This is a genomic window from Prevotella heparinolytica (assembly GCF_004342845.1).
GTDB classification, from domain to species: domain Bacteria; phylum Bacteroidota; class Bacteroidia; order Bacteroidales; family Bacteroidaceae; genus Bacteroides; species Bacteroides heparinolyticus.
This window is the reverse complement of record NZ_SLXB01000006.1, coordinates 43577-67115: the sequence shown is the minus strand read 5'-3', so window position 1 is coordinate 67115 and position 23539 is coordinate 43577. Positions and strand designations below refer to the sequence as shown.

18 protein-coding genes are annotated in these 23539 nt (G+C 48.5%); 3 read left to right on the top strand and 15 right to left on the bottom strand.

Translation table 11 applies throughout. The annotated features are described in order from the left end of the window. Positions 1-16: 16 nt before the first annotated feature. A complete protein-coding gene (locus tag EV202_RS04730; protein ID WP_131925800.1) occupies positions 17-1777 on the top strand; it encodes a M56 family metallopeptidase in 1761 nt (586 codons plus the stop codon). Between the two features lie 87 nt (positions 1778-1864). On the opposite strand, the gene EV202_RS04725 is transcribed toward EV202_RS04730, so the two are convergent. From EV202_RS04725 to EV202_RS04690, 8 genes are all read right to left on the bottom strand, one after another. Beyond that, complete coding sequence (locus EV202_RS04725; protein WP_131925871.1) at positions 1865-2965, bottom strand: Mrp/NBP35 family ATP-binding protein; 1101 nt, start codon at positions 2963-2965, stop codon at positions 1865-1867. Positions 2966-2978: 13 nt separating this feature from the next. After that, on the bottom strand, positions 2979-3737 hold the full coding sequence (gene trmB / locus EV202_RS04720) for a tRNA (guanosine(46)-N7)-methyltransferase TrmB (protein WP_131925798.1): 759 nt from the start codon (positions 3735-3737) through the stop codon (positions 2979-2981). A gap of 4 nt (positions 3738-3741) precedes the next feature. Continuing rightward, on the bottom strand, positions 3742-4761 hold the full coding sequence (locus tag EV202_RS04715) for a branched-chain amino acid aminotransferase (RefSeq protein WP_106069946.1): 1020 nt from the start codon (positions 4759-4761) through the stop codon (positions 3742-3744). Between the two features lie 52 nt (positions 4762-4813). After that, positions 4814-5026 carry an exodeoxyribonuclease VII small subunit gene (xseB, locus tag EV202_RS04710; RefSeq protein WP_106069945.1) on the bottom strand — a complete coding sequence of 71 codons (213 nt, stop codon included), beginning with the start codon at positions 5024-5026 and terminating at the stop codon, positions 4814-4816. 20 nt (positions 5027-5046) lie between these two features. Beyond that, a complete protein-coding gene (gene xseA, locus EV202_RS04705) occupies positions 5047-6354 on the bottom strand; it encodes an exodeoxyribonuclease VII large subunit (protein WP_131925796.1) in 1308 nt (435 codons plus the stop codon). Between the two features lie 57 nt (positions 6355-6411). Then, positions 6412-7797: a S8 family peptidase gene (locus EV202_RS04700; RefSeq protein ID WP_131925794.1), complete on the bottom strand. Its 1386-nt coding sequence runs from the start codon at positions 7795-7797 to the stop codon at positions 6412-6414. 5 nt (positions 7798-7802) lie between these two features. After that, positions 7803-8891, bottom strand: a complete 1089-nt coding sequence (mnmA, locus tag EV202_RS04695; protein WP_106069942.1) for a tRNA 2-thiouridine(34) synthase MnmA — start codon at positions 8889-8891, stop codon at positions 7803-7805. 680 nt (positions 8892-9571) lie between these two features. Then, the gene (locus tag EV202_RS04690) at positions 9572-10771 is read right to left on the bottom strand and encodes a PDZ domain-containing protein (protein WP_131925792.1); all 1200 of its coding nucleotides are present in this window, start codon (positions 10769-10771) and stop codon (positions 9572-9574) included. A 292-nt stretch (positions 10772-11063) separates the two neighbouring features. Here EV202_RS04690 and EV202_RS04685 point away from each other — a divergent pair, with 292 nt between their 5' ends. Together EV202_RS04685 and EV202_RS04680 are read left to right on the top strand one after the other, a co-directional pair. Further along, the gene (locus EV202_RS04685) at positions 11064-12119 is read left to right on the top strand and encodes a porin (RefSeq protein WP_131925869.1); all 1056 of its coding nucleotides are present in this window, start codon (positions 11064-11066) and stop codon (positions 12117-12119) included. 129 nt (positions 12120-12248) lie between these two features. Continuing rightward, positions 12249-13100, top strand: coding sequence for an exodeoxyribonuclease X C-terminal domain-containing protein (locus EV202_RS04680; protein ID WP_106069940.1), 852 nt, complete (start codon positions 12249-12251; stop codon positions 13098-13100). 41 nt (positions 13101-13141) lie between these two features. On the opposite strand, the gene EV202_RS04675 is transcribed toward EV202_RS04680, so the two are convergent. Genes EV202_RS04675 through EV202_RS04645 form a run of 7 tightly spaced genes read right to left on the bottom strand, consistent with a single transcriptional unit; the run spans position 13142 to position 23363 of the window. Further along, positions 13142-15295 (bottom strand): TonB-dependent receptor, encoded by a 2154-nt coding sequence (locus EV202_RS04675; protein ID WP_165899395.1) that lies wholly within the window; start codon positions 15293-15295, stop codon positions 13142-13144. An 8-nt stretch (positions 15296-15303) separates the two neighbouring features. Further along, positions 15304-15783 carry a calycin-like domain-containing protein gene (locus tag EV202_RS04670; protein ID WP_106069938.1) on the bottom strand — a complete coding sequence of 160 codons (480 nt, stop codon included), beginning with the start codon at positions 15781-15783 and terminating at the stop codon, positions 15304-15306. 24 nt (positions 15784-15807) lie between these two features. Next, the gene (locus EV202_RS04665; protein WP_131925788.1) at positions 15808-17370 is read right to left on the bottom strand and encodes a PepSY-associated TM helix domain-containing protein; all 1563 of its coding nucleotides are present in this window, start codon (positions 17368-17370) and stop codon (positions 15808-15810) included. 25 nt (positions 17371-17395) lie between these two features. Then, the gene (locus tag EV202_RS04660) at positions 17396-17734 is read right to left on the bottom strand and encodes a DUF2149 domain-containing protein (RefSeq protein ID WP_131925786.1); all 339 of its coding nucleotides are present in this window, start codon (positions 17732-17734) and stop codon (positions 17396-17398) included. Further along, entirely contained in the window at positions 17731-18333 is a 603-nt protein-coding gene (locus EV202_RS04655; protein ID WP_106069935.1) for a MotA/TolQ/ExbB proton channel family protein, read from the bottom strand. The genes EV202_RS04660 and EV202_RS04655 overlap by 4 nt, the downstream gene beginning before the upstream one ends. After that, on the bottom strand, positions 18330-19037 hold the full coding sequence (locus tag EV202_RS04650; RefSeq protein WP_234878242.1) for a hypothetical protein: 708 nt from the start codon (positions 19035-19037) through the stop codon (positions 18330-18332). Before EV202_RS04650 ends, EV202_RS04655 begins: the two co-directional genes overlap by 4 nt. Positions 19038-19061: 24 nt before the next feature. Then, positions 19062-23363 (bottom strand): cobaltochelatase subunit CobN, encoded by a 4302-nt coding sequence (locus EV202_RS04645; protein WP_165899394.1) that lies wholly within the window; start codon positions 23361-23363, stop codon positions 19062-19064. Between the last annotated feature and the right edge of the window lie 176 nt (positions 23364-23539).

The window sequence follows — 23539 nt, the reverse complement described above, 5'->3', positions numbered from 1 at the left end:
TAACACAACGATATACATGTTAGCCTATTTTCTGAAAGTAAACGTAGCGATAGCAATCTTCTATGCTTTCTATCGGCTGTTCTTCTACAAAGATACGTTCTTCGGTTGGCGTAGGGCGACACTGCTCTGTTTCTTCGTCATCTCCGCCGCCGTACCTTTGTTGAACATACAAGCGTGGATAACCGCGCAAGAGCCGATGGCAGCAATGGCAGACCTCTATGCCAACGTCATTCTGCCGGAATTTACAATAGGCGCCCAACCCGTTGCAACAGGCCGAAGCATCCATGCCACCGATTACGTCGGCATCCTATACGGAGGAATAGCGACGCTGCTGGCGATGCGCATCGTCATACAGATAATAGGCATCAGCCGCTTGGCCTGCCAATGCCACAGAGCAAGAATAGGCAACGCGAACGTCTTCGTGCTACGCAAGGCAGGAAGCCCATTCTCTTTCTTCCACTGGATTTTCATCCACCCCTCTTCGCATACCGAAGAAGAACTCAACGAGATACTGACCCACGAACAGACGCACGCACGGCAATGGCACTCCATCGACGTCGTCATCGGCGAACTGGCATGCGCACTTTGCTGGTTCAACCCCTTTGTCTGGCTTATGAAACGTGAAGTGCGCACCAATCTGGAATACATGGCCGATGCCCGGGTACTGGAGAACGGCTATGACTCCAAGGCTTATCAGTATCACTTGTTAGGTTTGTCTCATCAAAAGGCTGCAGCAACCATCTATAATAATTTCAATGTTTTACCCCTAAAGAAACGTATCAAGATGATGAACAAGAAAAGAACGAAAGAAATCGGAAGGACCAAATACCTGATGTTCCTTCCCTTGACAGCCTTACTTATGATTGTGAGCAATATCGAAACCGTGGCACGCACCACCGGACGGATTACCGCAGAAATCATGGAGGCCGTAGACATACGAACGGAGCAACCCGCAACGGATATTCGGATGCAGGAAAACTCCTCCGTGCTGAAAGTTGAACAGGAAGACCCCGACAACCGGGTTTTTGAAGTCGTAGACCACATGCCGGAATATCCCGGCGGCGGTATGTCCGGACTGATGAGCTATCTGAGCAAGAATCTCAAATATCCGGTAAAAGCACAGGAAGCCAATATTCAAGGCAGGGTTGTCGTGGGATTTATCGTAGAAAAGGACGGCAGTATCGCCCATACCAGAATTATCCGCGGTGTCGCCCCCTCTTTGGATGCGGAGGCACTGCGTGTAATCGGCGGCATGCCTAAGTGGAAGCCCGGCAGGCAGGGGACAAAAGTCGTACGGGTGAAGTACACCGTCCCGGTTACATTCTCATTAGGTTACGGCAAGAATACGAAAGAATACGCACCGGTCAACGGATCTGTGGAAGAAGTTGCAGTAACGGGATATGCTCCCGTAAAAGGAACGGCGAAAGCAGAAGGAACTGTTTTCGAAGTGGTAGAACAGATGCCGGAATTTCCCGGCGGCCTGCCTGCACTGATGCGGTTCTTAAGCGAGAACATCAAATATCCCGTATTGGCACAGAAAGCCGGAACTCAAGGAAAAGTCACCATAAGATTTATCGTAGACACAGAAGGGAATATCACCAATCCGGAGGTGGTGCAGGGAGTAGACCCGCTGTTAGATGCCGAAGCAATCCGGGTAATCTCCGGCATGCCCAAGTGGAAACCCGGCAAGCAAAGAGGGGAAGTTGTGAATGTGCGATACGCACTGCCCGTCACATTCCGCCTGCAAAAACCGGAGAAGGATACTCCTGATAAATAAGATTTGAACACAAAGACACGGAGGCACAGAGATTATCGCCTGTTTTCGCTATCTCTGCACCTCCGTGTCCCGGTATCCAATCCTACGTCATTTATGCACCTCTACAATCTGCGTCGGTGCCATCTCCACGTTCCGTTTGTCCACCTGACGGACAACAGCCGCGGCCAGTTGCAGGAAAGCACGCCCGGTTACTGAATTTTCATCCAAAGCCACCGGAGTACCTTTATCGCCGTTTTCGCAAATGCTCTGTACAATAGGAATCTGACCCAGCAAGGGTACATCAAGCTCTTCCGCCAGTTGCTTGCAGCCCTCTTTGCCGAAGATATAATACTTATTCTCCGGCAACTCGGCAGGCGTAAACCATGCCATATTTTCCACCAAACCCAAAATAGGAACATTCACCTTGTCGTTGGTGTACATATCCACTCCCTTACGGGCATCGGCAAGAGCCACCTGCTGCGGTGTGCTCACGATGACAGTTCCTGTAATGGCAAGCGTCTGGAGCAGGGTCAGATGAATATCGCTGGTGCCCGGAGGAGTGTCGAGGATGAAATAATCCAATTCACCCCAAGCGGCATCGCCCACCAACTGCTTCAAGGCATTGCTCGCCATGCCGCCACGCCACAAGGTAGCTTGGTCGGGCCTTACAAAGAAACCGATGGAAAGCAATTTCAAACCATACTTTTCAACCGGAACAATCAAATCGCGCCCGCCGATGTTTTCGGAATAAGGCTTGGCATCTTCCACCTGAAACATCTTAGGAATGGAAGGACCGAAAATATCGGCATCCAGCAAGCCCACTTTATAACCCATCTTCGCCAAAGCAACGGCAAGATTGGCTGCCACCGTGGATTTCCCGACACCTCCTTTACCGGAGGACACGGCTATCACGTTCTTCACCTCTGGAAGCAACTTGCCCACCTCCGGACGTGCCGCCTGACGACTTTCCGTTGTAATGGTAACTTCCACTTCGGGAGATACATACGTATGTATGGCCGTCTCGGCAGCCTTTACCATCGACTTCATGAACGGGTCTGTGGGCTTCTCGAACGTCAATGAGAAGCTGACCGTCATTCCGTCGATACGCAAATTATCGGCCACCATGTCCGCCTCGACCAGATTCTTTCCGGTGCCGGGATAACGCACCGTTGCCAATGCGTCCAATATAAGTTTAGGATATAGTTTCATCATTAATAAGTTTTTATTTAGAGGTTTGCAGTCCGCTACGCTTACTGCGGTTGTAACTGCGGTATTCATCCAATTCAATCTCCACTTCGGGTTCCTTCAACTCGCCTGTTTGCGGCAAACGGAACTTGATATACTTGATAGTTAAACCACGATCGAGCCATTGTTGTTCATAATAGGTTCTGATACTTAGTATCTCGTCGGCCATACCCGCATGATACAAGTCATCGGTCATCACATCGACGGGCAGGCCGTTGCGTTCTATCATGTACTTGGTATAGGTAAACATAAAGTTACTGTCCGTCTTGAGATGCACCAGCCCGTCGTCTTTCAGGAACTTGCGGTAACGCTCCATAAAAAACGTAGAGGTCAGCCTCTTGGTGGCTTTCTTCATCTGCGGATCGGAAAAAGTAAGCCAGATTTCACTGACTTCGCCCGGTGCAAAGAAACGGTCGATAATCTCAATGTTCGTTCGCAGGAAAGCAACATTCTTCATGCCTGCCTGCAATGCTTCCGTAGCTCCCGACCACATGCGCGCACCTTTTATGTCGACCCCGATGAAATTCTTCTCCGGAAACAGCTTTCCCAACCCCACGGTGTACTCGCCACGTCCGCATCCCAATTCCAAAACAATGGGACGGTCATTCCCGAAGAATGACTCGCCCCACTTACCTTTTAAATCAAACGGGATATCGGAAACTGCCGAATACGGATATTCAAACACATGCGGATAATTTGCCATATCGGCAAACTTCGCCAATTTACCTTTCCCCATGCTCTTATTCCACAATAGTCACCCAGCCGTGTGTATCGGGTTCGTCGCCATACTGAATGGCACGCAGTTTATTATACAATTTCGTACACACAGGTCCCGGCTTTCCGTCTTTGGAAATGACGTACGACTTGCCGTTTTCCACATCGTCAATACGTTCGATAGGACTGATGACGGCAGCCGTGCCGCAAGCACCCGCCTCCTCAAACGTCAGCAGCTCTTCTTCCGGAATGGGGCGGCGTTCTACCTTCATGCCCAAATCTTCGGCCAATTGCATCAAGCTCTTGTTCGTGATGGACGGAAGGATGGACGTTGATTTCGGAGTGATGTATGTATTGTTTTTGATGCCGAAGAAATTGGCTGCGCCGCACTCGTCGATGTACTTCTTTTCTTTGGCATCCAGATAGAACTCGCAGGCATAGCCCAAATCGTGCGCTTTTTTGTTGGCACGCAGACTGGCCGCATAGTTGCCTCCCACTTTATATGTACCGGTTCCAAGAGGTGCGGCACGGTCGAACTCACGGATAATGACATACGGATTGGTTGAGAATCCACCTTTAAAGTAAGGGCCTACCGGCGTTACGAATATCACAAACAGATATTCATTGGCAGGGCGCACGCCCACCTGTGCACCGGTGCCAATCAGCAACGGACGGATATATAAAGAAGCACCCGATTCATAAGGCGGAATAAAACGCTCGTTCAGTCTTACCACCTTCAAGACAGCTTCCTTGAAACGCTCCGTAGGAAGCTCCGGCATAAGAATCCCCCGACAAGTAGACTGCAACCGGGCCGCATTCTCTTCCAGACGGAAGATACGCACTTTGCCGTCTTTACCCCTGAAAGCCTTCAAGCCTTCGAAAGCTTCCTGACCGTAATGCAGGCAAGTAGCTGCCATGTGCATGGGAATGGTTTCTTCACTGCAAGTTTCCAGTTCGCCCCACTGTTCGTTACGATAATAAATTCTCACATTGTAATCTGTCTTCATATATCCGAACGGCAGATTAGCCCAATCCAGTTCTTTCATATCTCAAAGTATTAGTTACGTCAATACGTATATTTTGCAACAAATGTAGTTTTTATTCTTCAGAATCCCGCTTCTCCGACAGTAATTTTTCAATTTCCCGGTCGGCTTTCGTCAGTTTATCACTGCAAAATGCGATGATCTCATTGGCCTCTTTTATCTTTTCGGCCAGTTCGTCAATTTCCAGCTCGTTATTGTCTATACGGCTGACAATGTCCTCCAAGCGTGCCAAGGCTTGGGCATAGGTCTCTTTTTTCTTTGTAGCCATCGTATTATTGTTTTTTATATTCACACAGTATTTCTTATTTTCTTGGACGCCTTTATAACAGACAGCAATTCGCCCTGATAGATGCGAGTCACAACTTCATCTCCTTCTTGCACTTGCTTGAAGTCTTTCACCACCTTTCCATCTTTTAGCGTAATGCTGTAACCACGCGCCAACAAACGTTCCGGCGAAGCATCCTTTAAACGTTGTTGCAACAGCTCCAGACGATGACGTTCGCCCGACAAACGTCCTCGAAGCGACGACATGAGGTCTTTGCGCAAAGTAAGCAGAGAGAGACGTCCGAACGAAAGGGTACGGTAAACGGCAGTAGGAATCCGATTTTTGCAAGCGATTATTTTACGCCGTTCCTGCCCCAGCAGGCTTCTAACTCCTTCCTGCAAGCGAACGGCGAGCATCTCCAATTCATCGGCGGCATCGTTCATACAGTCTATCAAAAATTCGGCGGCGGCAGTGGGAGTCTTCACACGGGTGTGGGCCACGGAATCGATTACCGTATCATCCCGTTCATGCCCTATGCCGGTAATGATGGGCAGAGGAAACTGCGCACAAGCTGCGGCAAGCAGGTAGGTATCAAAACCGGAAAGGTCGGACGTTGCACCTCCGCCACGGATAATGACAACCACATCGAACTCTGCCAAACGCGCATTTATTTTATCAAGAGCCGACAATACGGAATCTTCCACACGGTCGCCCTGCATCAAGGCCGGAAACAGTTCGGTATAAAAGAAAAAGTTTCGAGGATTATGCTCCAGTTGATGGCAGAAGTCGCCGTAACCTGCTGCCGTAGACGAAGATATGACGGCAATACGCTGCGGAAGTCGCGGCATCTCCAATTCCTTATTCAGGGTCAGCACGCCTTCTTCTTCCAGTTGATTCAAGATTTCTCTACGGCGACGCTCCATATCTCCCAATGTATAGGCAGGATCGATGTCCTGCACGGTAAGAGTATATCCATACAATTCATGAAAACTGACCGTAACCAGTACCAGTACCTTGATGCCGGAAACGAACTCCTGCCCCGTAGTCTCCTCGAAATAGGGCTTCAGCAAACGAAAGACATTCGACCAGATTGTTCCCCTCGCTTTGGCTATCAGATTATTGCCACGAGGGTCTTTTTGTATAAACTCCAGATAGCAATGCCCCGTACTGTTGGTGCGTACATCGCTCAACTCTGCCTGCACCCAATATTCATCGGGCAGGCATTGTTCTATGCTGCTACGTACCAGCGCATTCAGGTCGAAGAGAGAGACGAAGCCTCTCCCTCCTGTCCCCTTCTCCGTAGGGAGGGGAGGATAGTTACTCAGGTTCATCTTTTCGGTTTTAATAAAGGCATACTCACTCTTTATACTAAAAATCAGGAAGAAAATCTATTTTCCACCCTTTCTACGAGATAGGGGCTCAGGAAGAGAAGCTGCCTCCCACATATCCGGCACTCCATATCCATAAATATTATCAGGAAAATCGGCACGATCGCCAACGCTGCGCACCAATTCAATCACCTCTTTTGCCGTCAGTTCCGGACGAGCCTGCCATAAGCAGGCAACCATGCCACACATAATCGGTGAGGAGAAAGATGTTCCGTTGGCCTTTCCCTGATTGCCGTCCGTACGTATCACCTCAGCCCCAAGCCCAAGAGCCACGACATCCGGCTTCACACGGTTGTCGGCCGTATTGCCGACAGAAGAGAACGGAGCTAAAACAGCCCCTCTGTCTACCGCACCTACCGTCAACACATTCTCGGCATCGCCGGGAGGAGTAATCTTTTTCCAAGAGCCCATACCGGAATTTCCGGCACTGCACACCAATATCATTCCTTTATCGGCAATGCGCGATGCCTGACGGGACATCAGAGTAGAACATCCGTCCAAATCACGATACGTATAATCCTTGGATTTATCGTCAAAAGAATAGTAGCCCAGCGAGGTATTAACCATATCCACACCCACGCTGTCGGCAAACTCGATAGCGGCTGCCCAATAATCCTGTTCCACCAGATGTTCGGAATATTCGTCTTCGCTGCGCAACAGCCAGAAAGAGGCTTCCGGAGCTGTGCCGGTCATTATATCAGGGCGGTTCATGCCGATGCACGAAAGCACCATCAGACCGTGGCCGCTCTCCGCAAAGATATCAGCCTCAGGATTTACAAAATCTTTCGTACCCAAGATACGGATATTCTGCATGGTGGCAATCTTGTCGGCATTATGAAAACCGGCGTCAATGACGGCAATCGTCATCCCTTGCCCTTTGAAGCCCGCTTCGTGCAGTTTATCACCATTGCTCAACCGTATCTGCTGAATGGCGAGTCCATAAATACTGTCAGGGTGTAGCGTCGGACAGTTTAACAAAGAATCGCGCTTCGTGCCCATAAACGGGCCATCTCCTTCGGGCGCCGTCCATACCTTCTCTGTCCGGCTGACAAAAGGCAATGCGGCGACACGTTCCATCAACGCCGAATCGTTGCAGGACACAGTGACAAAGTTATCCCACTTACCGGTCACAACGATATTCACCCCCTGACGACGAATCTCATCTATATACTTGCGACACACGGGCAAGTCCGTAGAATCTATCGGCAAGTTCTGCTTCCGGCGACGCGCAATCGCCTTTTCAGAAAGAAAAGCCTCCGGACGTTTCAATGAATACGCCGTGGCGGCCTTGTCTTTCAGACTGACGCGATATTTCAACGTATCTTGTTGAGCCGATGCTCCCGTAACGACCAGAATGAAGGTCAAAAGAAAAAAAAGTTTCCTCATATATTTTATGTTTCATTATTATGTTTAGCAATATACATCCCGATACCCCGTTGGGAGGCAATAAACGAACCGCCGACTACCCGATTGCCGATATAAAATACGGCGGACTGCCCCGGAGCGATGGCAGAGGCTTCCGATAAGAAATGAACCAGCAAACGCCCGTCTTCCAGACGCTTCACCGTACAAGGAATAGGTTTGCTGCGGTAGCGGATGCGCACGGTGAGTTCCTTAGTGCCAAAGAATTCGTTTTCATCCGTCAGGTTATCCTGCTCGGTAAGCATGTATTCTGTCTTTAATTGTTCGGCATCTCCCAGCATGACCGTATTTTTCTGCGGATTTATCTTCAGGACATAAGCCGGCTTGCCCAAGGCTATTTCCAACCCTTTACGCTGCCCGATGGTGTAATATGGGAAGCCTTTATGCTCTCCCAGCTTCACTCCTTCCGAGTCGACGAACCACCCCGGCCCTACCTCACGGTCTATCTCCGGAGAATGTTCGCGCAGGAAATCCCGATAGTCTCCCTTGACGAAACATACTTCCATGCTTTCACCCTCTTCTGCCTTGAGCGTATATCCCCTGTCGCGAAGATATTCGCGCACCTGCACTTTGGTATAAGTGCCCAACGGAAAGATGCATCGCTTCAAGACATCCTGCCCCAACCGCCAAAGGAAATAAGACTGGTCTTTCTTATCGTCGTCTCCTACAAGTATATAGACCTTCCCGTTACGTTCTTCCAAACGGGTATAATGCCCGGTGGAGACGTATGCGCATCCCAGCCTGTCCGCCCACTCCGTCAGGATGCGGAATTTAAACAACGGGTTGCACATTACGCAAGGATTGGGAGTACGCCCCCTACGATATTCGTCGATAAAATTCTGCACGATTACGCCGCGAAAAGCCTCACGTTCGTCTGCCACATGGTGTTCGATACCCATGCTGCGGGCAAGCCTGCGGGCTTCGACCGGTTCGTCTCCCCATACCCACATGGTAAGGCCCACAATCTCGCAGCCTTGCTCTTTCAACATCAGGCAGGTGGCAGTACTATCTATGCCCCCACTCATGCCAACCAATACTCTTTTGCCGGATTTGCCCATCACTTCGAATATAGCCAAATTATCGTAATCATTATTTCTCTGCCTTATTCTGCTTTTATTAAAAAGATACTTGTATTAGCCTTCCATTGCCACTGTTTACGCCGAATACACTTCAGAGCATGGCAACAGAACCGGTGTCCAAGTTCGGCATTGAACATTTTCTATCTGCAAAAGTACGTGATTTTAAGCAGAAAAACAGAAAAGATAAACCTTTTTAGCATGCCTTTGCCATAGAAATCACAATGCACCCGACGACTTTGTTTGAATCAGAGGAATCAAACGACAAAGTAAGCACAGGAAGCTACATGGTTCCGATAGGATGTTTGAAACAATAAATAACCGAGAGAGCACGATTTATAATTAACATTTACCGCACCACATCCATTTTTCGCAGAAAATCCGGAGGCTGGCCGCCCCCCTGCCAGAACACCTTCCGGCGAGGGGGTATCTAAGTATACGACTTAGATACCCTCGATATAAGACAGAACTCGGCACTCCATCTGAGGCACGAATTGCAAAGCAAACGAGAGTTCTCGCTGAACATTGCGATGAAACAAATACGTTATCTACACTTTTTCACCGGAAATATTTTCAACCGGATTAAAATTTAGACCCATAACCTGCAGATTTCTCAGCGAAGTTATGGACTGTATGGAATATCAGGAAGAATGCAGTTTCCATTAAATAATCTGTTTGTCAATAAACAAGGTATAGGAAATTATCTTACCGTTGGCTTTCTTAATGGTATATATAGTTTCTCCTTTAAGCCCCAAACCTTTTCGTTGCTCTTCCCATGTTATTTTTTTAACAAGACGATTATTTATGGCTATAATTATATCACCTATCTCAATACCGGCCCGTTCTGCTATACCTCCTTTATATAAGCCATTGACAATCCAGCCATCGCAAATATCTGTGCGGTCGACAGTTGCCATATGCGTTACAGAGGATTGGGCATAAGTTCCCTTATTTTTATTACGTTTTACCCATACAGAAGAGTTTGCCGGGTCTAAAACGATATCGTAGAGAGACCATATTTCATTACCTATTATACCTATATAGGGTCTGCCAAATGATAATGCGCCCTTTTCATTGAGAGAATAATCTATCACAAGATTTTCAAGCGTATCGACCATGCAGAATTTTGCAGCCCTCACCGTAACATCATCAGAAGCACCGCCAACACCTCCGGCCTGTGTGCAGAAATATGCTTTTGGTGTATCCGTAAGATTTAGCGAAGATGCAGTTTTATTAGTAAGAATAATAGTGGAGCCACACCCTAAATCCATTCTAAACCAACCCTCCAACATATTTTTATCGTCGATTTGTAGCTTCGCCTTTACATCAATGCGGTTATCCTCAAATCGAGCGTTAAGTTTTATATAATTATCAAGCAAACCAACTGAAAAAGGTTCTTTTAACTGACGTATGCAGCACTCGCTGAAATTAATCTCCAAAGGAGTCTTTAATAGGTGAGTATTGCCTAATAAACCGTCAGTATGCCTCCCAAGAATATCACGCAACTTAATTATAGGTGTAATCTGGTTTTCGTATTCCTGCTCTCCACAATGGATTTTAACCGGGTCAATGAATATGTCTATGAGTTTAGGCTCGCTATTTCCTGCACCTCCCATTTTTGCCTTTCCTTTTCTTCCGAAAGCGTTTTGAAGATTTTTAAGTTTTAAATAATCTTCATCAAGATACAGAAAGTCAGCTCCTGTATCGTAAATAATGGTAACAGGAACTGTATCATTCAAGGTAGATTGGAGATACAGATGTCCGTCAAAGATAAACGGAATAACTCCATCGGGAACAGCCGCAACACTTCTCAAAGAGAATAGAGCCGAAAAAAGACAAATAAAGAAAAGAGTTTTCTTCATAAACAAATGTATTTTGATTATACCCCCCCAAAAAAATAGATGGTTTCCAGACTAATGCCTACTCTGTTACGACATAGTAAAGATACGGAAAATCTTTTTTCCTGCAAACGAGAAAGGCCGCATTTTTCATAAACCATCTTCTTATCATCTTCTTGTCATGTTCTTGTCATGTTCTTGTTGCTCTTCTCGCTATAAACAAGAAAGAAACAAGAATGAAACATCATCGACATAGAAAGATAATACATTATTCAGTAACTTTGCGACCTATAAACCAATCAACAATAACCGAATGATGAAAAAAAGCGCATTGGCTATACTCATGGCCTTCCTGTCATTGACCGCAAAAGCCCAAAATCCTTCAATCAACGAAGATGGGAAAAAAATAGAAAAAGAAAAGCCGGAGACCAAAGATCATCTGCCCGAAGTGCATGGAACCATCCGTTCCAAATTTGAATATCAGACAACAATGGGGGCAGGACGTTTCGAGGTGCGCAATGCCCGCATCAGCATAACAGGCAACATTTTTCCCATTGTTGCCTACAAAGCGGAAATAGATCTTTCGGACGAAGGGAAAATAAAAATGTTGGATGCCTATGCCCGGCTTTTTCCTACCAAAGGACTGATGCTTACCGCCGGACAAATGCGTGTGCCTTTCACCATCGATGCACACCGTTCGCCGCATCAACAATATTTTCCAAACCGTTCATTCATTGCCAAGCAAGTGGGAAATGTGCGCGATGTGGGTTTCACCATAGGCTATACCTTCCCTACCGATATACCCATCACCGTAGAAGGGGGGCTTTTCAATGGTTCGGGACTGACCAACCAGAAAGAGTGGCACAAGGAAGTAAACTTCTCGGCAAAAGCTCAATTCTTCTTTGCTAAAACACTGAACCTGACCCTCAGTGTCCAAAGCATACAACCCCAAGAAATACGTATGCGGTCCTATGACATCGGCGCCTATTATGAATCAGGGCGTTTTCATATCGAAGGAGAATATTTGTACAAACAATACGCCGACAATGCTTTCGGAAACGTGCATGCCGCAAATACTTTCATAAACTATGATTTACCGCTACGAAAAGTATTCAACAAGCTGTCTTTTCTGCTACGTTATGACATGATGACCGACCAAAGCGATGCCAAAACAACGGATAAAGAGACCGGCGTTCTTGTCGTGACCGACCACAAACGACAACGATTGACGGGCGACATCACTTTCAGCCTCTGCAAAGCATTCCGCACAGACTTGCGGCTGAACTACGAGAAATACTTCTATGCAAGTAATAGTATCGCCAAAGAATCAGAACAAGATAAGATTGTATTGGAATTGATGACCCGGTTTTAAAAAAGGGCAGTCGTTTTCAAGAACATCCCTAACTATACCGGCATCGGATAATACCTGACAAACATTTCTTGCGGAAAGTTTGAATTTTAATCTCAAAAAACATATATTTGAGAAAACAGAATTCGAGAGATGGCTAATCCGCAAATTCCGGGTATTTCCCAAGTAGAACAAGACCTGTTGTACAGTAAGCTGAACACGTACAATCAAGGAAAGGCTTCCTACAAGGAAGCAGGCACTTATCTTGTCGTGCTGCCTCGTCCCGAATATCCCCGGTACTCTTTATGGATATACTCTCCTCTGCCCGAACGGCAATCTATTTTCTTCATTTGCGACCTTTCTGCCGACATACACGAATCCTTGCGGATGGCAAGCACACTGTGTTTCTACTCCATCCGCCGCCTGATAATAGTGGAATATAATGCCAAAAGGATGCAGAGCAAAGGAGATGATATCATTTCTTTCGGCAAATACCACGGACACTTTTTGCACGAGATACTTCGCATAGATCCCGCCTATCTTTCATGGATAGCCTTCAAATTCCAACCGCGGATACCGAAACAAGAACGTTTCGTACAGATAGCCAAGATTTACCATTCAGTCAGTCTGGACATCCAACGAAGAAGAGCGAAACAGGCAACAAGCAACGGGCGTTTTCTGGGGAAAGAAGGAGAGAAACTGGAAAATCTGACCTTGACCGTGCTCAGCGTCACAGTAGAAGATAACCCCTACAAAACTCAAGTCAGAGGAACCACAGCCTATTTCTACGTACGCCAAGTGTTGAAACTGAAAGATGCCTCCGGAAATCTGGTTACTTTCAGAATCAATGCACGCACGGCAAGCCGAAGTTCGTGCCAACTGCCTGCCGCAGAACATGCCTACCGACCGGGAGAAACGATAGAAATCGCATCTGCCCGCGTGGCACGTACCTACATGGCAGGAAGTAGAAAATATACACGGCTCACACACATAAAGATGGCATAAGTTGCCGGAAAAAACATGCCCGCATGGGGGGAGGTACCGTATCACAATCCCGATACAATCCTATCGACATCAAGAGAAATGCCTACCGACCATGTCCGTCCTGCAGTCGGTGCAGAATTCCAATAGTACACTTCGGGTTTATAGGCAAAAAGGTTGTCTATAACACAATTCACGCTAATCCCTTGCCAAATACGCTGTTGCAGAGAAAACTTCCATAACTGGTAGGCATTGTCGAATTCTTTCAACTTCGTGTCGGGTTTAGATAAGTAACGTCCTGAAAGAGCAATGTTCAGTCCGTATATACTACACAATTGACGATCGAAGTCTATTCGCCAAGTGGCAGAGTGAGGACGCGGCTGTGAAAATTGCGAATCAATGGAACTGCCGCTTGTATGAAGATAGTTGTAATTCAGCTTTATTCCAACCCCCGATTCTGTTCGATACTGAGTTCCGAAGTCAATGCCCGACACCGTGACGCCATCCTCATTGCAATATATCGCCCCTTTCTCACGAACGGCATCACCGGGAAAATCCGTTGTAGTGATGCGCCTGTCATACTTATTGTAATACCCTGTAAGCGTCAGGCTGTATTGTCCGGCAAGCACTCCGTTACGAATGTGTCCGTTGTGCTCCAATGCCAGATTGAAGTTGTTGCTTCTTTCCGGCTTCAGGTCAGGATTACCGTAAACCATCTGAATACCTGCCATGTCAAAGTGCATATACATTTCCTTCAACGTAGGAGCACGAAATCCACCGGCATAGTTGGCACGTATGGAGAAACAGTCCCACTTAAACATGGTGGCAATACGTGCTGTTACGGCATTGGCCTTTGAAGCGGAGAAATAGTCGTGCCTAAGACTTGCCACAAAATTGAGCCACTGTGTGGGATTATAATCGAACTGAGCGAAAGCATCCACGATGTACTGCCTGTGAGCTTCATTATCAAGAAACTGATAAGTTGTCAAATAATCGTTCAGGTAGTCTCCACCGACAGTCAGCATGTTTTGTCCGAACTGATGAGTATAGAGCGCACGAACAACGTGCTGGCAATTACTGTAATCGTGGTCGTGAGTGCGCTTGCCTCCTATGAAACGAAACTTGTCGTATCGGTCGTAACCATACGAGATTTCGAGATTCTGCTCCTTACTGAAATCACAGACTACTTTCAAGCCTCCGTTGTAATCCTTATAATGATCGTCATAGTTGGCACGATTGCTCTCGCGAACAAAATATCCGCCTCTTGCAATCAGCTTCAATCCGTCGGTAGCTTTGAAAACAAGCCGTTCCTTTACATTGAAAGTTTTTCCACCGTAGACTTGTTGTATCTTCGAATTCGTATCGAAAGCATCGGTCAGACGAATAGACTCCATGACAGTACGTTGCAGGTTTGTTTGCGAATTCCATTTGCCAGAGTTAAAACTGAAAGTACCTCCATGTCTCCACTCCTTCCCGGCATCTCGATAGCGGGAGTTGATATTGGCAGTCCACGGCTCACTGCTTTCGCGAGTGATGATATTCACCACACCGGCCACGGCATTGGCCCCATAAAGAGCCGACGCAGCACCTTTCACAACCTCTATCCTTCCCACATTATCAAGGTTCAAACGGCTGTAATCCACGTTATTCATTGTCTCTCCGGCAAGGCGTTCGCCGTCCACCAGAAAAAGCACGGAATTACCGCCGAAACCATTCATCGTGAGCGATGTTTCCTGACTCATGGCATAACCGAACTCCAAACCGGGCAACTCCTCCGTAAGCAAATCCTGCACGTTGGTGGCATCGGCTTTGCGGATGTCGGCCGATGTAATCAGCCGTGTAACCACCGGAACTTCCTTCAGTGTCTTGGGCGTTCGGGTAGCAGTAACCACTACTTGTTGCAAGGCTGCCACATCAGGCGTCAGGCGCAACACCTGCTCGCCGGCCTTGGCACCGACATGCAGCACGAAGGTTTCCGTCTGAAAACCGACGTAGGATACCTGCACCCTCAACACGCCCTCGGAATTTACCGCCAAGCGGAAACGCCCATCCTTATCGGTCACCGCAGAATGTTCCTGATTCGATATTCTGACATGGGCACCTGCCAGCGGACTGCCGGTATCATCGAGCACACGCCCTCTCACATCAAAGGAATCTGCCCAAAGAGACGCATGCAGTCCGCAAAGCAAAAGAAAGAATACAAAGATTTTCTCTTTCATTGTCGGTGTCATTTCTGTTTCGTCCCGGTAAACGTGCAAATCAAGGCCATCGGCATGGCACCATAATTCAGGCTGAATTCCACTGTAAGTTTTCCCTGAGCAAACGCACCTCTCAACGTACCCGAATATTTTTTCCCGGCATCGGTGGTTCCGCTGAACTCCGTAGGGGACAAAGCGTAAGTGCCATCAGTCCCTGTCACCTTTACACCTTTGACAGTAAATGCAGGCACTGCCATCGGCGGATTACCAAACGCGCCGATATTGATGTCCAACGTGGCGTCGTTAGGAGCCGCTAAAGAGAAAGCTATATTCTCAAATGTACTCTCACTTTTACCTACAACACACTTTACATTTCCCTTGTAACTGCCGGCAATGCTCTTGGCCGCCGGAATCACGGGTTCGTCTTTATCATTGCTGCAAGAGGTTGACACCAAACACAGATTCACTACCGCCATGACCATGGCAATCATTGTTCTAAACTTTTTCATTCTTCTTAGGTTTTAAATTGATTATTATTGATACATATCTCTATTATTTCCTCGTTTCTTCTTTCGCCGGCTGTAGACAATATAACCGGACAGGAGCACTAACGTAATGAGCAATCCCGAAAGGAAAACAAACAACTCTGAAAAGGGGCCCAAAAACGGAGAATAACACCTTCCTACATGCAGTTCAAGAGCGAAGTTCCAAAGCGACATGGGCTGTTCTTTCAGCAGTTGCGGCATAATCGGCAGCCCTATCGCACCTTTCACATAATCAAACGTTATAAGCTTGCCTGTTCCCACGTCATCCGTATAACCACTGACCATATTCGCAGCAATCGGACGTGCTTTCCTTTTCTCTACCGGACGGCCTGAAAAATAATCCGCCACTTCACCGCTTGCCGGAGACCAACGGTACATGCCGCTGAATGAGCCTACCAGCCACCCACCATCGTTCTCCTGCTTAAAGACGGTAATTCCCATCGGACTGACTGCAGGCGACTTTTCCGAAGGCAATAAAACCGGAGGCAACCTAAACTGCTCATCCACCCTTATAAATCCGTCGGAGGTAGATACCAACCAAGCATTTTCCGCCTTGTCCCAGCGTATGGCCCGGAGTTTGTCGCTCCACACATTCTCCTGATCTTGTACGGTACCCGGCAAAGGCGAACTTTTCGTCAGTACCAAAGGAATCATTAACGGCGGACGAAGACACATGCCCGTAACCACCACTAAAAGAGATAAAGCCAAAAGGTAATACCCCAAACGATTGTGCCACCGTTGACTCCACTTCATGGCAGTCCCTTCCCATTTCCTTATTTTTCCTCTCATCAGTTGCTTGTGCCTGCGCATGACATAAGGAAAAACGAAAAGCAGAATTCCCGTCAGGCAGAGAACAGCCATCACCACTGCAACAAAATCTACCGCTAATTTGCCCACAATGCCGAACAATTCGCCACTGTGCAACAGCCACACGGTCTTGAACAGCGTTACCTTAGGCGTGTAATTTTCGGGCGATTGGAGCCGGTGACGCTCTACCTTGTAAACCGTACTGTCATTCAGATTCAAGAACGAAACGGTATAAACAGAAGAACGCGTTAAAGCCAACACCTGCCGACCTTTTTTATCCAATGCGACATCAGAAAGACGCTCCTCGTTATCCGGCAAATCTTGTTTCACCCATCCGCTTCCATCATAGCGATACAGGTCGTACAAAGCCGCACACCACAGAGTACCTTCAGCGGTCTTTACCACATTCTTTATATTACGTCCGTCAACGCCACGGGGAAGCCCGGTATTGAAATCTTTAAAGTCCGAGAAGTCCTTATTCGTCAGCCAGATGCCGGCACAACCATAAGCCAGCACCAAACTATCATCAAGAGCTACCGTACCTTTAAGGATACCGTTGTTATAGTTCTGAAAATGATAGCTGCCGGGCAACCATGCGCGACTTATCTGGCAATCGGCAAACAGTTTCCTATGATTGAGAATAACACCTGACACACAAAAGAACAACATAAATACAGCCGAAATAACTCCGACATATTTGTGATAGTTCTTCCATGTCAACACTCGTTTCTTTCCTTTTATCATACACTCCTCGTTCAAAAAAAGCCGGTCACTCCTCAGGAACATAGATTATCTCGCCCGACTCCAACTGGTAGGCAATGCCCACCTTCCGTCCTTTGGCTCCCGACCGCTGACTTTGGTTTTCGGACGGAGTATAGCGTTCTATCTTCTCTCCTTTCTTGGTGATTATCTCCATGTTGTCTTTGCCGGGATTCTTCACCATGGTAAAATCTTCGCGACTGAACATCTCCGTCATGTTGTAGCGGCTGACGAGAGCCACCATCAGGGCTACGGCAAAAACCATCGCCACATCGAAGAGATTGCTCACCACACTCATCGGATCGTCGTCGGCATCATGCGCCAGACAGTTGCGTCGTCTCGTTCTCATTCCACAGTAGTTTGCTCATCCAACAATTCGGCTATAAACTCCAGATTACTCATATCCTCGGCATACCATCGGCTCTTGGCTTGCTTGGCAATGAAGCCGATGGCGGCAGATGAAAGTCCGACGACTGTTGTGGCGAAAGCCACCTGCATGTTGTAGGCCATCGAAGCGATGTCGCCCGTCGAAAGGCCGACAAGGGCGGGTCCCATAGGGATAAGCGTCCCCATCAGTCCGAGCATCGGCCCCATCTTCAGCAGAGTGGTGGGCAGCGACATGTCTTTCTCCACAAACTGCCCATACCGGTCGAGCAACCTATTCACTTGCGCCTTGCTGCCTCGTGCAGCCACTACCTTATTTATATATGCCACTATCACGGCCTGTTTACTTTTGGGCAACCGGTCGGACAATGTATCGAGATTATCGACAGTCAACGCATCCATCTGCTCACGAATCTGCGCCCCTATCTTCCGCATCATAAGATATTGGCCGAAAAAACCTCCGAGCAGCAAGATGGCACGCACGAAAAACCATATCAACAACACAACCACAGGGACCAACAGGCCGGTGGAAATCCAAAACAATACGTCTGAAATGTAATTCATCTTTTTCTTTCTATTTTATTTTTTAGTTTCTTCATTCTCACAAGATAATTCACCCATCCTACAACCGCACCGGTCGTGACCACGCACACCACGAGCAACAGCATGCGCCAATCGAAGCTGTCGAAGCCTACCACAGCCGTACGCCCGTTGACAGTAGCAATGACCCCCATCAGAGCCAGGAGAATATTGCCGAGAAAGAGCATTTCAAGGCGTATCTCGCGTTCCGGCAAAAGCCGGCGCAGGCCATAGACCGACAAAGGGACAGCCGGAAGCAACAAACCGCCCAGCGTCCATGCCACCAACTGGAACGACACACCGGGGAGAAGGAATATTACTGCCGTCAACCCACTGAAGAGCACGGGGAAAATGAGTAATCCCGGAAAATACTTCAGCCCGATGAATACCATCCATTTACGACGGCTGACATGGGCGGAAGTCTTCAAGTCGACATGTGCCACACAAAACAGCAACGTCAACGCCACATCTACACTCAGCAACACTGCCACGTCGAGCATCAGGCTCGTATCGGCAAGCCACGATGCCATTTGCGTCTTAGACTGTTCGATGGCGAAAGGCCACATCATGGCCGTAAACACCATGACAATCACAGAAACCGCCATCACCTCGCGCACTCCGTGGAAGGTCTGTTTCAGCACGAAGCTGAAACAGACCAACAACATCATCAAAACAATTACTGTCTCCATATATGGCTAAAGAGAGTTGTTATGCTACATCATATTCTTACGGCGCCGCTTGACTAAAACAATGAGAACCAGAACCGCCACGACTACTATCAAAGCCGTCACCATGCCGCTGACCGTGGCAGTGGTCTGATTGTCACTGTTGTTCATCGTCTCTTTCTTCATCACCATACTCTTGTCGCTACCGTTCTTCTTGGCTTCACGGATGTCACTTACGTTCTGCCGATATTCTTCGGCAGCAACGGCATCGGTCTTCGAAGCGATAAAGTCACGAAGCTTTGCATTATCGCAAACAAAGCCCGAGCATGAAGGTTTGTATTTGTTCACCATCTCTACGTGCAACCGGGCTATGTCGCCTGCCTGCTCTGCCGAGGCTTTCCACAATCCTTTGCGGATGGTTTCCATCATCACGGCGGTCATTTCTTCAAGGGCAGCGGGATTACGCTTCTCGAAGAACTCCTTGGTCCCGAGATTGAATTTATCTTTCACATAAACATTATAGATTTCGTCCCAAAGTTCCTTATCAATAGCCTTGGGCTTCATCACGTTCCAGCCGTAAGTATTGGTTACGATATCGGCAAAGCCATCCGCACTGCTTGCGCCGCCCTTCATCTTCTCGCGGATATAGGCAGGGTTGAATATCGTGGTACGGCTCTCGATGCCGATGGCCTCTTTCACCTCCTGCATTCTCATGTTCTGATGGTTACGGTAATCGGCGAGATAAGCGTCGGGGTCTTTACCTGTCACATTACGAACGGCAAGATTCATCCCTCCCATAAACTCATAGACATGGTCGAGACTCAATGCCCCCCATGTATTGCTTTGGCGAGGCTGTACAACTACATCGGTACGGGTGAGGGCAGCCTCGAAAGCGGCCTTGCGGACGGTCTCCCAATCCTTTTCACTGCCATAGAAAGCCCCCATATTGTTCAGGTACACTTCAGCCAGTTGACTCTCTTTATCCCAACGGTCTCCGGCCTTAACCATCTCTTGTATGCCTGTACCATAGTTTCCATTGACACCGCCGAACACACGGAACATGCTGACCTCGCGTGCTTCCTTCGGCGACATTCCTTTCTCCACGAGTACACGCTCCGACTCTACCACACCGGCTTTGACAAGGTTCTCATAGCGGTCGCCACCGGCATTGGCCGCCATCTCGATGGCCCTGTTGATGAGGAAGAGACGCGAGGCGGCAAGATCACGCAACTGTCCGCTGGTTTGCACCACCACATCTATGCGTGGACGGGCAAGCCGGTCCGACGGTATCAGACGCAGGTCGGCCACACGCCCGAAAGCGTCTCTCACCGGCTCTACGCCAAGCATATAAAGTATCTGGGCTATTGTAGCCCCCTCGGTTTCGATGAATTCGCTACTCCAAAGCGTATAGCTCACCTTACGGGGATATTCGCCGTCGTGACGCTCACGATACAATTTTATCGTGTTCTCGGCCAAAGCCTGCGCCTTTTCCCAAGCATCTTCCGTAGGGGTATTTTCTACGTTGATGGAATAGAGGTTGCGACCCGTGGGCAGCGTATTGGGATTGACAATGGGGTCACCGCCCGGCGAGGGGGAGGTATAACCGCCATTCAAGGCATTCAACATCGAGCTCATTTCCCGGTCGGGGCTTCGACGCAGTGCATCGGCATAGTCGCCCACATTCCTCAACGCACGCTCCACGGCAGTGATGGCCTGTGCAAGGTGTATCTGCTCGCGGGTATATTTCGATCCTTTCGCATGGGGCTTTGTCGCAGCCTTGTCTTTTCCGGACTTCTGTTCCTCTTTATACCATCTCTGCCCTTCTTTGATTTTCGTCATCATCTTCTCGGGGAACTTGCCGCTTTGCTCCATCTTCTCGAAGGCGGCACGGCTCATCTGAGGTATTATTCTCTTACGGGTCACTTTGGCGGCACGCATCTCGCTCACCGTCCGGTGCTCCATATCCTTTTGCTTCTTCGGATGAGCGCCTCCTAAATTATCGGCCATCTGCATCATCATCATGATTGGATCAGGAGCAGCCTGCATGGCTTCTACTTCGCGTGCCATGCGCAGTTCGTCGGCAGTGATGCCGGCAAAACGGCAAATGTAATTGTCGGTAACCTCGACTTTTGCCGAACCGATCAGGCGTGCCACTTGCTCCTTGGCCTTTGCAAGGTAGGTGCGGCCGAACACTTGCTTATGTTTTTCCGCATCCGCCGAAGCACGTCCTTTCAGCTTGTCCACGGCAAGCAGTCCGTAAGCTATCGGATCGGTAGTCATGGCATAAACGCTGGTGGTGATGTCGGCAGGGTCGTACACCTCACCCATCGTGTATAATTTTCCGGTTATCTTCTCGTTCATCAATTCCTCGGCAAAGCTCTCTATGCATTCGATTTCTTCGGCCGTATATGCTTGACTCATGCGCTTGTCGTCAAGTCCCAATTCGCGGGCTATTCCCATTTCCACCGCCAGCGCCTTCACCTTCAGCGACTGTGCATCCGAGGGTTGCTTGTTGTAGTTGTCGACAGCATCGCTCAATTTGCGGTAGGTATTACGCAACTCGCTCTCCTTAAACGGAGGAGTGAGATAGGATTGCAATTGTGCATAAGTACGTCTTTTGGCAATCATCCCCTCGCCCACGTTCCCGATTGTGTATAGATAATAATGAGGAACAACACCTATGAGACGCTCGGGCCAGTCGTTGCTGCCAAGAGCCACCTGCTTGCGCGGCGTGTATTCCAGCGAGCCGTGCGTGCCGAAATGAATAATGGCGTCGGCACCGAAACCGAATCTTGCCCACAGGTAGGATGCTATATAGGTGTGGGGCGGAGCTTGGTTTGTTCCGTGGATTATCTTGAATGAATTGTCACCTTCGCCGGCCATCACCTGAGGCAGCAAGACGACGTTGCCAAACTGCAGGCGGGCTACGGCCAAACGCCCGTCGGCAGTCGCCATGTATTTTCCGGGGAACGGCCCGTTCAGTTCGTTCATCTCTTCTATCATCTTGCTCGACAGCGCTTTCCGCGTCCATTCATCATATTGCTCGGTTGTGACCAATGCCGGATGCCCCGATTCAAGGAACTCACCGTATGTCCCCTCGGCATAAGCGCCGAACACAGAACCACGTTGCTGAATCATCGTTTCGAGTTCCTTCGCCGAAGAGGGCAGGCCGTCCACGCGATAACCCTCGCTGCGAAGGCGCAACAACAGGTTGTATAGCGAAGGAGTCACCTCCATACCCGATGCGACCAAAGCATTCTGTCCGGGGCCTTTGAAGTAGTAGACGGCGATGCGTTTATCGCTGTTTTTCTTCTGTTGCAATGAGGCGTAGCCGCTGACCGTTTCGAGGAATTCGTCCATGCGATCGGGCATTCCGTACACTTCCTGCAAGCCCTCTTCGTTGATACGATGACCGAAAACGACGTAAGGACGCACCGCACCGTCAATCTCAGGCGTGATGATGCTCTGCGACATAAAGCCGCCCGACATTCCTTGTTTATCGTTTTCCCACTCCTCTGTCAGCCGGTTGACGTTGAGTGGCGAGAAAAGCGGAATATTCTTCCGCTTCAGGAAATCCACAACCGCGTCGCCCATGCGTCCGTGAGCCAGATTGACGACCGCCGCCACCTGAATGCTGTCGGCATGGCCGCCGCCTATGAAAGGCAGAAGTTTATTGACCCGATAGACGTTGAAGCCTTTCTGTTCAAGAGCCTTCGTCATGTCTGTGGCAGCTCCCATGAATCCGGTAAGCATCACCGCAGGTGCACCTTCTTTATATAGTCCGTTCTGCATGAGGAAAGCGTTATACTCGCCCACATTGTTGAACCCTATCTCGTCGGCATTCTCATCTTTGAGGTCAAAGTGTGTCAAAAGACAGTCGGGTCGTTCATTAACCACATCCGGTTCAGGAGCTCTGAACAGCTTGCCGTCAATGAACTTACGGATGTAGGCAAGCATACTGCGATAATTTCTGCGCCCGCCGTTTTCGAGATATTGCAGAATGAAGTCGGCGTCGACAGAATCGACCGACACGATGTTGTTGGCAGGATTGGTAGCGATGCGTGTCAGCACAGGTATGCGCAACGAAGCCTCGCTCAGTTGCCCGCGCCGATGCTCGTCAAGGCGGAGACCCATGCCACTGACAAGAATCATGTCGTAGTCACTGAGATGATCGAAATCATCGGCAGTTATCTCGCTCAGGCGGATCATGCCGTTATCGTTGGCTTTTGAAATCTGTCCCAATTCCACCGTCTGATAATTGAGGAAAGCGATATGGGTATAGCCTATCCATACGTTCCATGACACAAATGCCGCAATTACAAGCACTGCTGCCGTTGCAATGCAAAACATCCTCTTTTTACTTACTCTTTTAAATATTCCGTTCATTGTATTCTTCTTTATCGGCCGCAAAAGTACAGAAGCTGTTAAAAGAATCCAATACCCAGAAATTACGATTTACACCTGCATATATACCAAGAAATCGTTAACGGATTCGTATATTTCTCCATCACTGTGCCAATCCTCCG

Coding starts and splice junctions, on each gene's coding strand:
- EV202_RS04670 (WP_106069938.1), bottom strand. CDS start 15,783: ATGAAAAAGTTTAGAACAATGATTGCCATGGTCATGGCGGTAGTGAAT.
- EV202_RS04675 (WP_165899395.1), bottom strand. CDS start 15,295: ATGAAAGAGAAAATCTTTGTATTCTTTCTTTTGCTTTGCGGACTGCAT.
- EV202_RS04690 (WP_131925792.1), bottom strand. CDS start 10,771: ATGAAGAAAACTCTTTTCTTTATTTGTCTTTTTTCGGCTCTATTCTCT.
- mnmA (WP_106069942.1), bottom strand. CDS start 8,891: ATGGGCAAATCCGGCAAAAGAGTATTGGTTGGCATGAGTGGGGGCATA.
- EV202_RS04660 (WP_131925786.1), bottom strand. CDS start 17,734: ATGAGAACGAGACGACGCAACTGTCTGGCGCATGATGCCGACGACGAT.
- EV202_RS04685 (WP_131925869.1), top strand. CDS start 11,064: ATGAAAAAAAGCGCATTGGCTATACTCATGGCCTTCCTGTCATTGACC.
- EV202_RS04700 (WP_131925794.1), bottom strand. CDS start 7,797: ATGAGGAAACTTTTTTTTCTTTTGACCTTCATTCTGGTCGTTACGGGA.
- xseA (WP_131925796.1), bottom strand. CDS start 6,354: ATGAACCTGAGTAACTATCCTCCCCTCCCTACGGAGAAGGGGACAGGA.
- EV202_RS04715 (WP_106069946.1), bottom strand. CDS start 4,761: ATGAAAGAACTGGATTGGGCTAATCTGCCGTTCGGATATATGAAGACA.
- xseB (WP_106069945.1), bottom strand. CDS start 5,026: ATGGCTACAAAGAAAAAAGAGACCTATGCCCAAGCCTTGGCACGCTTG.
- EV202_RS04655 (WP_106069935.1), bottom strand. CDS start 18,333: ATGAATTACATTTCAGACGTATTGTTTTGGATTTCCACCGGCCTGTTG.
- EV202_RS04645 (WP_165899394.1), bottom strand. CDS start 23,363: ATGTTTTGCATTGCAACGGCAGCAGTGCTTGTAATTGCGGCATTTGTG.
- trmB (WP_131925798.1), bottom strand. CDS start 3,737: ATGGGGAAAGGTAAATTGGCGAAGTTTGCCGATATGGCAAATTATCCG.
- EV202_RS04680 (WP_106069940.1), top strand. CDS start 12,249: ATGGCTAATCCGCAAATTCCGGGTATTTCCCAAGTAGAACAAGACCTG.
- EV202_RS04650 (WP_234878242.1), bottom strand. CDS start 19,037: ATGGAGACAGTAATTGTTTTGATGATGTTGTTGGTCTGTTTCAGCTTC.
- EV202_RS04665 (WP_131925788.1), bottom strand. CDS start 17,370: ATGATAAAAGGAAAGAAACGAGTGTTGACATGGAAGAACTATCACAAA.
- EV202_RS04725 (WP_131925871.1), bottom strand. CDS start 2,965: ATGAAACTATATCCTAAACTTATATTGGACGCATTGGCAACGGTGCGT.
- EV202_RS04730 (WP_131925800.1), top strand. CDS start 17: ATGTTAGCCTATTTTCTGAAAGTAAACGTAGCGATAGCAATCTTCTAT.